This is a genomic window from Sphingomonas sp. Ant20 (assembly GCF_000783375.1).
Lineage (GTDB): Bacteria > Pseudomonadota > Alphaproteobacteria > Sphingomonadales > Sphingomonadaceae > Sphingomonas > Sphingomonas aerolata.
The window spans coordinates 1-7,278 of the sequence record NZ_JRVI01000119.1 but is presented as its reverse complement, the minus strand read 5'-3'; the positions used below and the strand labels follow the sequence as shown (position 1 = coordinate 7,278).

6 protein-coding genes and 2 pseudogenes are annotated in these 7,278 nt (G+C 66.9%); 1 reads left to right on the top strand and 7 read right to left on the bottom strand.

What is annotated here, in order from left to right:
- Positions 1-53: 53 nt before the first annotated feature.
- The 7 genes and pseudogenes from NI18_RS14310 to NI18_RS14285 all read right to left on the bottom strand — a co-directional run bounded on the left by NI18_RS14310 (position 54) and on the right by NI18_RS14285 (position 5,837).
- Positions 54-515, bottom strand: coding sequence for an SUF system Fe-S cluster assembly protein (locus NI18_RS14310; RefSeq protein ID WP_031395029.1), 462 nt, complete (start codon positions 513-515; stop codon positions 54-56).
- Entirely contained in the window at positions 512-1,726 is a 1,215-nt protein-coding gene (locus NI18_RS14305; protein ID WP_037530760.1) for a cysteine desulfurase, read from the bottom strand. Before NI18_RS14305 ends, NI18_RS14310 begins: the two co-directional genes overlap by 4 nt.
- Positions 1,723-2,715, bottom strand: a complete 993-nt coding sequence (locus NI18_RS14300) for a SufD family Fe-S cluster assembly protein (protein ID WP_306286424.1) — start codon at positions 2,713-2,715, stop codon at positions 1,723-1,725. Before NI18_RS14300 ends, NI18_RS14305 begins: the two co-directional genes overlap by 4 nt.
- 28 nt (positions 2,716-2,743) lie before the next feature.
- Positions 2,744-2,959: a hypothetical protein gene (locus tag NI18_RS27130; RefSeq protein ID WP_128082230.1), complete on the bottom strand. Its 216-nt coding sequence runs from the start codon at positions 2,957-2,959 to the stop codon at positions 2,744-2,746.
- Entirely contained in the window at positions 2,956-3,699 is a 744-nt protein-coding gene (gene sufC, locus NI18_RS14295) for a Fe-S cluster assembly ATPase SufC (RefSeq protein ID WP_031441058.1), read from the bottom strand. The genes NI18_RS27130 and sufC overlap by 4 nt, the downstream gene beginning before the upstream one ends.
- Positions 3,700-3,794: 95 nt before the next feature.
- Positions 3,795-5,284: pseudogene (sufB, locus tag NI18_RS14290) on the bottom strand (Fe-S cluster assembly protein SufB).
- Between the two features lie 124 nt (positions 5,285-5,408).
- Positions 5,409-5,837, bottom strand: a complete 429-nt coding sequence (locus tag NI18_RS14285; protein ID WP_031441060.1) for an SUF system Fe-S cluster assembly regulator — start codon at positions 5,835-5,837, stop codon at positions 5,409-5,411.
- Between the two features lie 234 nt (positions 5,838-6,071).
- Between NI18_RS14285 and NI18_RS14280 the strand changes: the two are divergent.
- Positions 6,072-7,103: pseudogene (locus NI18_RS14280) on the top strand (quinone-dependent dihydroorotate dehydrogenase).
- Positions 7,104-7,278: the final 175 nt, after the last annotated feature.

Genomic DNA, 7,278 nt, shown 5'->3' with positions numbered 1-7,278 from the left:
GCTCGCGGTGACGGCCCCACCCCCGTCCCCTCCCCTGAGGGAGGGGCAAGTCGTTACAACATGCCCAGTTCGAGCTTCGCCTCGTCGGACATCTTCTGCGGATCCCATGCCGGATCCCATACCAGATTTACCTCGGCCACCCCGACGCCCGGCACCGCACCGACGCGCATCTCGACCTCCATCGGCATCGATTCCGCCACCGGACAGTTCGGCGTGGTCAGCGTCATCGTGACGACCGCATGCCCGTCCTCGGTCACCTCGACGCCGTAGATCAGCCCCAGGTCATAGATGTTCACCGGGATTTCGGGATCGTAAATGTCCTTCAACGCATCGATGATCGCGTCATAGACCGCGCCACCCGGTTCGCCGGGGGAGTCCACCTGCGGCTTCTGCGCCAGGAACCCGGCGAGATAGTCGCGCTTGCGCTCCGCATCGCCGTCGGTGTCGAGCACGACACGCGCCTTGGGCGGCGACTGCACCGCCTCGACTTCCTCGATCTCGAACCGATCGCTCATCCAAATATCCTCGTTACTCGCGCGATACCGCGCACCAGCGCATCCACGTCAGCAGGACCGTTATAGACACCGAAGCTCGCCCGTGCCGTCGCCTCGACGCCCAGCATCTCCATCAGCGGCTGGGCGCAATGATGGCCAGCCCGGATCGCGACGCGCTCTTCGTCCAATATGGTGCCGATGTCGTGCGGATGAACCCCTTCGATCGTGAACGAGACGATCCCCGCCGAATCCGCCGGGCCATAGAGCCGCACCGAATTGATCCCCGACAGCGCCTCGCGCGTCGCGGTGACCAGCGCGGTTTCGTGCGCATGGATCGCCGCCAGCCCGATGCTCTCGACATAGTCGATCGCCGCATGCAGCCCGAGCGCGCCGACGATATGCGGCGTCCCCGCCTCGAACCGTCCCGGCGCCGGCGCGTACGTCGTCTTCGCGAACGACACCTTGTCGATCATCGACCCGCCACCCTGATAGGGCGGCATCGCCTCGAGCAGCTCGGGCTTTGCCCACAGCACGCCGATCCCGGTCGGGCCGTACAGCTTGTGGCCCGAGAACACGTAAAAATCGCAGCCGATCGCAGACACGTCGACCGCGATCCGCGGCACCGACTGGCAGCCGTCGAGCAGGATCTTCGCCCCGACCGAATGCGCAATCTCCGTCGCCCGCTTCGCGTCGAGCACCGAGCCGAGCACGTTCGACACATGGCCGAGCGCGACCAGCTTGTGCGCGGGCGTGATCATCCGCTCCATCGCGTCGAGATCGATGCAATGGTCCGCGGTCAGCGGCAGCACGTCGATCGCGACACCGCGTGCCTCGGCGATCATCTGCCACGGCACGATGTTCGAATGATGCTCGAGCATCGACAGCAGGATGCGGTCGCCCGCCTTCAACTGGGTCCCCGCCCAGCAGGTCGCGACCAGGTTGATCGCCTCGGTCGCGCCGCGCACGAACACGATCTCGTCGGGCGATCCCGCGCCGATGAACCGCGCCACCGCCCCCCGCGCCGCCTCGTACGCGACGGTCATGTCGGCGGAGCGCTGGTACACACCGCGGTGCACGGTCGCATAGGTCTCGCCATAAGCGCGGGTGATCGCGTCGACCACAGCTTGCGGCTTCTGCGCGGTGGCGGCGGTATCGAGATAGGCCCAGCCGTCGGGGATAGCCGGGAAGTCCGACACCCGGTCGAGCGGGCGCGTTTCGAGCGTCAGGGTCATAATGCCGCCTCCAGCCACGCATCCGCGTCCGCAACGAATGCATCGCGCACCGTCGCGTCCGCGATCTGCGCGAACGCATCGCCGACGAACGCACGCGTCAGCAGCGCCTGCGCCTTGGCATGCGGAATGCCGCGGCTCTGCATGTAGAACAGCGCGCGCTGGTCGAGTTCGCCGACCGTCGCACCGTGCGCGCACTTCACGTCGTCCGCGAAGATCTCGAGCTCGGGCTTCAGATTGACCGTCGCGGTCCGCTTGAGCAGCAGCCCGCGCAGCGACTGCACGCCGTCGGTCTTCTGCGCATCGCGCGCCACCTCGACGCGCGCCGCAAGGCTCGCGGTCGACGTGTCCGCTGCGACCGCGCGCCAGATCTGCTTGCTCTGCCCGTTCAGCGCGGCATGCCGCACCGACAGCGCGCATTCCTGCCGCTGGTCGCGCCGCGTCAGCAGCGCGCCGCCATATTCGGCAAACGCATCGTCGCCCGAAACGGTGATCGCGCCGTCGATCCGCGTCCCCGCATCGCCCGCGCCGAGCATCGTCACGATCAGGCTCGCCCCCGCACCGACATCCGCCTCGTCGCGCACCGACACGAAGCCCGCGGTCTGCAGCAACCGCACCGCACGCGTCAGCTTCGCGCCCGCGCCCAGCCTCATCCGCGTCGACCGGTTCGACCAGCCGGTCCCGACATAGGTCTCGACCACCGACGCCTGCGCGCCGTCCGCGAGCACGATCTCGGCGGGAACATGATTCTCGCCCCCGGTCGCGATATGGACGATCTGGATCAGCTCCGCCGAAGCATGCGCCTCGACGCGCAACGACCAGCCATGACCGGTCGTCCGCGCGCCCAGCACATGCGTACCACCCTCGAGCGGCGCGATCGCGACATGCCGAAGATCACTGCGACCTTCATCCAGCACGCCATCGACAAACACCGCCCGCGCGCCCTCAAGCTCGAGGAACCACGAGCCCGCCAGCGCCTCACCGCGCGGCAACCCCGCCGCCGCCGCAATCGCCGCCGGATCACCCCCAGCGCCACGACTCCTCGCGCGTGGAGGGAAGTTCGAGAACGCTCATGATGCGGCCCACGAAAAACGAGAATGGTTCACGCGAAGGCGCGAAGGCGCGAAGAGGCGTTGGAAGGATATTGCTGACGAGATTATTGACCACACGCCCTTCGCGCCTTTGCGCCTTCGCGTGAGCCCAATCTTTCCTGCCTGCGGCGCGAAGGTAGATCATGCGGCGATCCCCACATAGCCTTCGCTCTCGAGCTGCTGCGCGAGTTCCTTGCCGCCCGAGCGGACGATCCGCCCGTCGGCCAGCACATGGACAAAGTCCGGCTCAACATAATCGAGCAGCCGCTGGTAATGCGTGATCAGCAGCACCGCCTTGTCGGGCGCGCGCATGATGCGGTTGATGCCGTCGCCGACGACGCGCAGCGCATCGATGTCGAGGCCCGAGTCCGTCTCGTCGAGGATTGCGAACTTCGGGTTGACGATGCCCATCTGCACCATCTCGTTGCGCTTCTTCTCGCCGCCCGAAAAGCCGACATTCACCGGCCGCTTGAGCATGTCGTAATCCATCCCGAGCAGATCCGCCTGCCCGCGCGCGAGCTTCAGGAACTCGCCGCCCGACAGCGCCTTCTCGTCACGCGTCGCGCGCTGCGCGTTCAACGCCTCGCGCAGGAACTGGACGTTCGACACGCCGGGGATCTCGACCGGATACTGGAAGCCAAGGAACACGCCCGCCGCGGCGCGCTCATGCGCCTCGAGCTCGAGCAGGTCGACGCCGTCGAACGTCACCGAGCCCGACGTGACCTCGTACCCAGGCCGCCCGCCGAGCACATAGCCCAGCGTCGACTTGCCCGCGCCGTTCGGCCCCATGATCGCGTGCACCTCGCCCGCGTTCACCTCGAGCGAGAGCCCCTTGAGGATTTCCTTGCCGTCGATCTCGGCATGAAGGTTTTCAATTTTCAGCATCGAATTCTGCCCAATTCCAAATCTCTAATTTCCGCGGCGCGTCCTGCGCCAGCGCTGTCCCGTCATGCCCGCGCCAGCGGGATGACGGGCGGGGATCACCCCACAGACCCTTCCAGCGAGATCCCCAACAGCTTCTGCGCCTCGACCGCGAACTCCATCGGCAGCTGCTGCAGCACTTCCCGCGCGAAGCCGTTGACGATCAACGCCACCGCCGCCTCCGCATCCAGCCCGCGCGACATCGCGTAGAACAGCTGGTCCTCGGAGATTTTCGACGTCGTCGCCTCATGCTCGATCTGCGCGGACGGGTTGCGGACCTCGATATACGGCACGGTATGCGCGCCGCACTGGTCGCCGAGCAGCAGGCTGTCGCACTGCGTGAAGTTGCGCACGCCCTCCGCGGTCGGTGCGACGCGCACCAGCCCGCGATAGGTGTTGTCCGAGCGCCCCGCCGAAATCCCCTTCGACACGATCGTCGACCGCGTGTTCTTGCCGAGGTGGATCATCTTCGTGCCGGTATCGGCCTGCTGGCGATTGTTCGTCACCGCGACCGAATAGAATTCGCCGACCGAGCCGTCGCCCGCCAGCACGCACGACGGATATTTCCACGTGATCGCACTGCCGGTCTCGACCTGTGTCCAGCTGACCTTCGAGTTCTTGCCCTGGCACAAAGCGCGCTTGGTGACGAAATTGTAGATCCCGCCGACGCCGTTCTCGTCGCCCGGATACCAGTTCTGTACGGTCGAGTACTTGATCTCGGCATCGTCGAGCACGACGAGTTCGACGACCGCCGCATGCAGCTGGTTCTCGTCGCGCATCGGCGCGGTGCAGCCTTCGAGATAGGAGACGTACGACCCCTTGTCGGCGACGATCAGCGTGCGTTCGAACTGCCCGGTATTCTCGGCATTGATCCGGAAATAGGTCGACAGCTCCATCGGGCAGCGGACGCCTCGGGGATGTAGACGAACGTGCCGTCGGAGAAGACCGCGGAGTTCAGCGTCGCGAAGTAATTGTCACGCTGCGGCACGACCTTGCCGAGCCACTTGCGCACCAGGTCGGGATATTCCTTGATCGCCTCGGAGATCGACCGGAAGATCACGCCCGCGGCCTCCAATTCCTTGCGGAACGTGGTCGCAACCGAGACGCTGTCGAACACCGCGTCGACCGCGACGCGGCGCTTCGGCGTGCCGTCCTCGTTCAGCGGATCCTCGACCACGCCCGCGAGCATCTTCTGCTCGCCGATCGGGATGCCCAGCTTTTCATAGACGCGCAGGATCTCGGGATCGACCTCGTCGAGGCTCCCGAGCTTCGGCTTCGCCTTGGGCTCCGCGTAATAATAGGCGTCCTGGTAATCGATCGGCGGCACGTTGAGCTTCGACCAGTCGGGTGCTTCCATCGTCTGCCACAGCGCGAACGCCTTCAGACGCCAGTCGAGCATCCACTGCGGCTCGCCCTTCTTGGCGGAAATGAAGCGCACCGTGTCTTCCGACAGGCCCTTGGGCGCGAATTCCTGTTCGATGTCCGAGGAGAAGCCCCACTCGTACGTCTTGTTCGCGGCGGCATAGGCCTCTGCGTTCCGGGTAGCCATCATTCCATCTCCGCCGCAACGCGGCTCTCTAAAAACTCTGCGATCTCTGCGTCTCTGCGCGAATATGAGATTTTGCGCGCGGAGGCGCAGAGATCGCGGAGAAAGGGGTTAGGCGCTGCGCGCGTCATGCGGGCACCGGCGAATTCGGGACTTGCAAAAGGCTGGCGAGCGTCACGCCGGCGAGTGCGCCGCGGACTGCGCCGTTGACCGCGTTCCAGTGCGGCTTCACCTTGCACGTCTGGTCGATGCAGCAATCCTGCGCCGCACCGTCGACGCACGCGGTCAGCGCGATCGGGCCCTCGACCGCCTCGATGATGTCGGCGAGCGAGATCGACGCGGGCGGCCGCGACAGGCGAAACCCGCCGCCGGTCCCGCGCGTGCTCTCGATCAGCCCCGCCGCCGACAAGCGGCTTACCAGCTTCTGCACCGTCGGCAGCGGCACGCCGGTTTCCTCGCTCAGCAGCGTCGCGTTCAGCCGCGCGATACCACCGCAATGACGCGCCGCGGCGCTCATCATCACGACCGCATAGTCGGCTAGGCTGGAAAGACGCATGGTGACTTGTGAGTCCAATCGGACCGATATGATCCGATTGACAAATGGGCTTTGCGGGCAGCAGCGTCAACCCGTCCGTCAGTGCTAACGACTCGCAACTGAGTCCACTTCGTCATTCCCGCGGAGGCGGGAATCCACTCTGTCTTTTGCGCCTGCGGACGGATGGATTCCCGCCTGCGCGGGAATGACGGAAGAAGGGTTTGGCCACCCCAGCCGATCTGGGTAAGAGCGCGCATGGCCTTCTACCACCCGCTTCTCTTCCGCCTCGACGCCGAACGCGCGCATGGCCTGACGATCGCCGCGCTCGCCGCCTGGGGCAAGGCGGGCACGCCGCTCGCGCCATCCGTCCCGCGGCTTGCGACCAGCGTGGCGGGGATCGCCTTCCCCAACCCGGTCGGGCTCGCCGCCGGCGCGACAAGGACGGCCGCGCGATCGACGGGTTCTTCGGGCTCGGGCTCGGCAGCGTCGAGATCGGCACGCTCACCCCCCTGCCCCAGCCCGGCAATCCCAAGCCGCGCATCTTCCGCCTCCCCGAAGACCGCGCGGTGATCAACCGCCTCGGCTTCAACAATGGTGGCCTCGACGCGGCGCTCGACCGGGCGAAGGCGCACGGCCGCGGCAAGGGCGTGCTCGGCATCAACGTCGGCGCGAACAAGGACGCGAGCGATCGCACCGCGGATTACGTCCACGGCGTCACCCGCGCCGCGCCGCACGCCGATTACATCACGATCAACATCAGCTCGCCCAACACCCCCCGGCCTGCGCGACCTGCAACATGGCGCAGCACTGCGCGATCTGCTCGCCGCCTGCACCGCCGCCAAGGGCACCACGCCGATCTTCCTCAAGGTCGCGCCCGACCTCGAGCCCGCGGACATCGACGACATCGCCCGCGCCGCGATCGACAACCGGATCGACGCGCTGATCGTCAACAACACGACGATCGGCCGCCCCGGCCTGCGCTCGGTGAACGCCAAAGAAACCGGCGGCCTGTCGGGTGCCCCGCTCGCCCCGCTCGCGCGCCAGCGCCTCGCCGACTTCCGCAAGGCCACCGGCGCCGCGATCCCGCTGATCTCGGTCGGCGGCATCGGCAGCGGTGCGGAAGCCTATGCCCGCCTCCGCGCAGGGGCGAGCCTCGTCCAGCTCTACACCGCGCTGGTGTATGAAGGCCCCGGCCTCCCCGCACGGATGCTGCGCGAGCTCGACGCGCTGCTCACCCGCGACGGCTTCGCCAGCATCGCTGACGCGATCGGCGTCGACGCCCGCTGACACACTTCGTCATCCTGGGCTCGACCCAGGATGACGGCGAGTTTGCGGCGGACGCCTTGCCACCCACCCGATCCGCGCTAGGTTCGCACGCGATGAAGACTCCACTCCTCGCGCTCGCCCTCCTCCTCCCCACCGCCACCGCCGAAGCCCGCCGGACCGCCCCCGCCACCGGCCC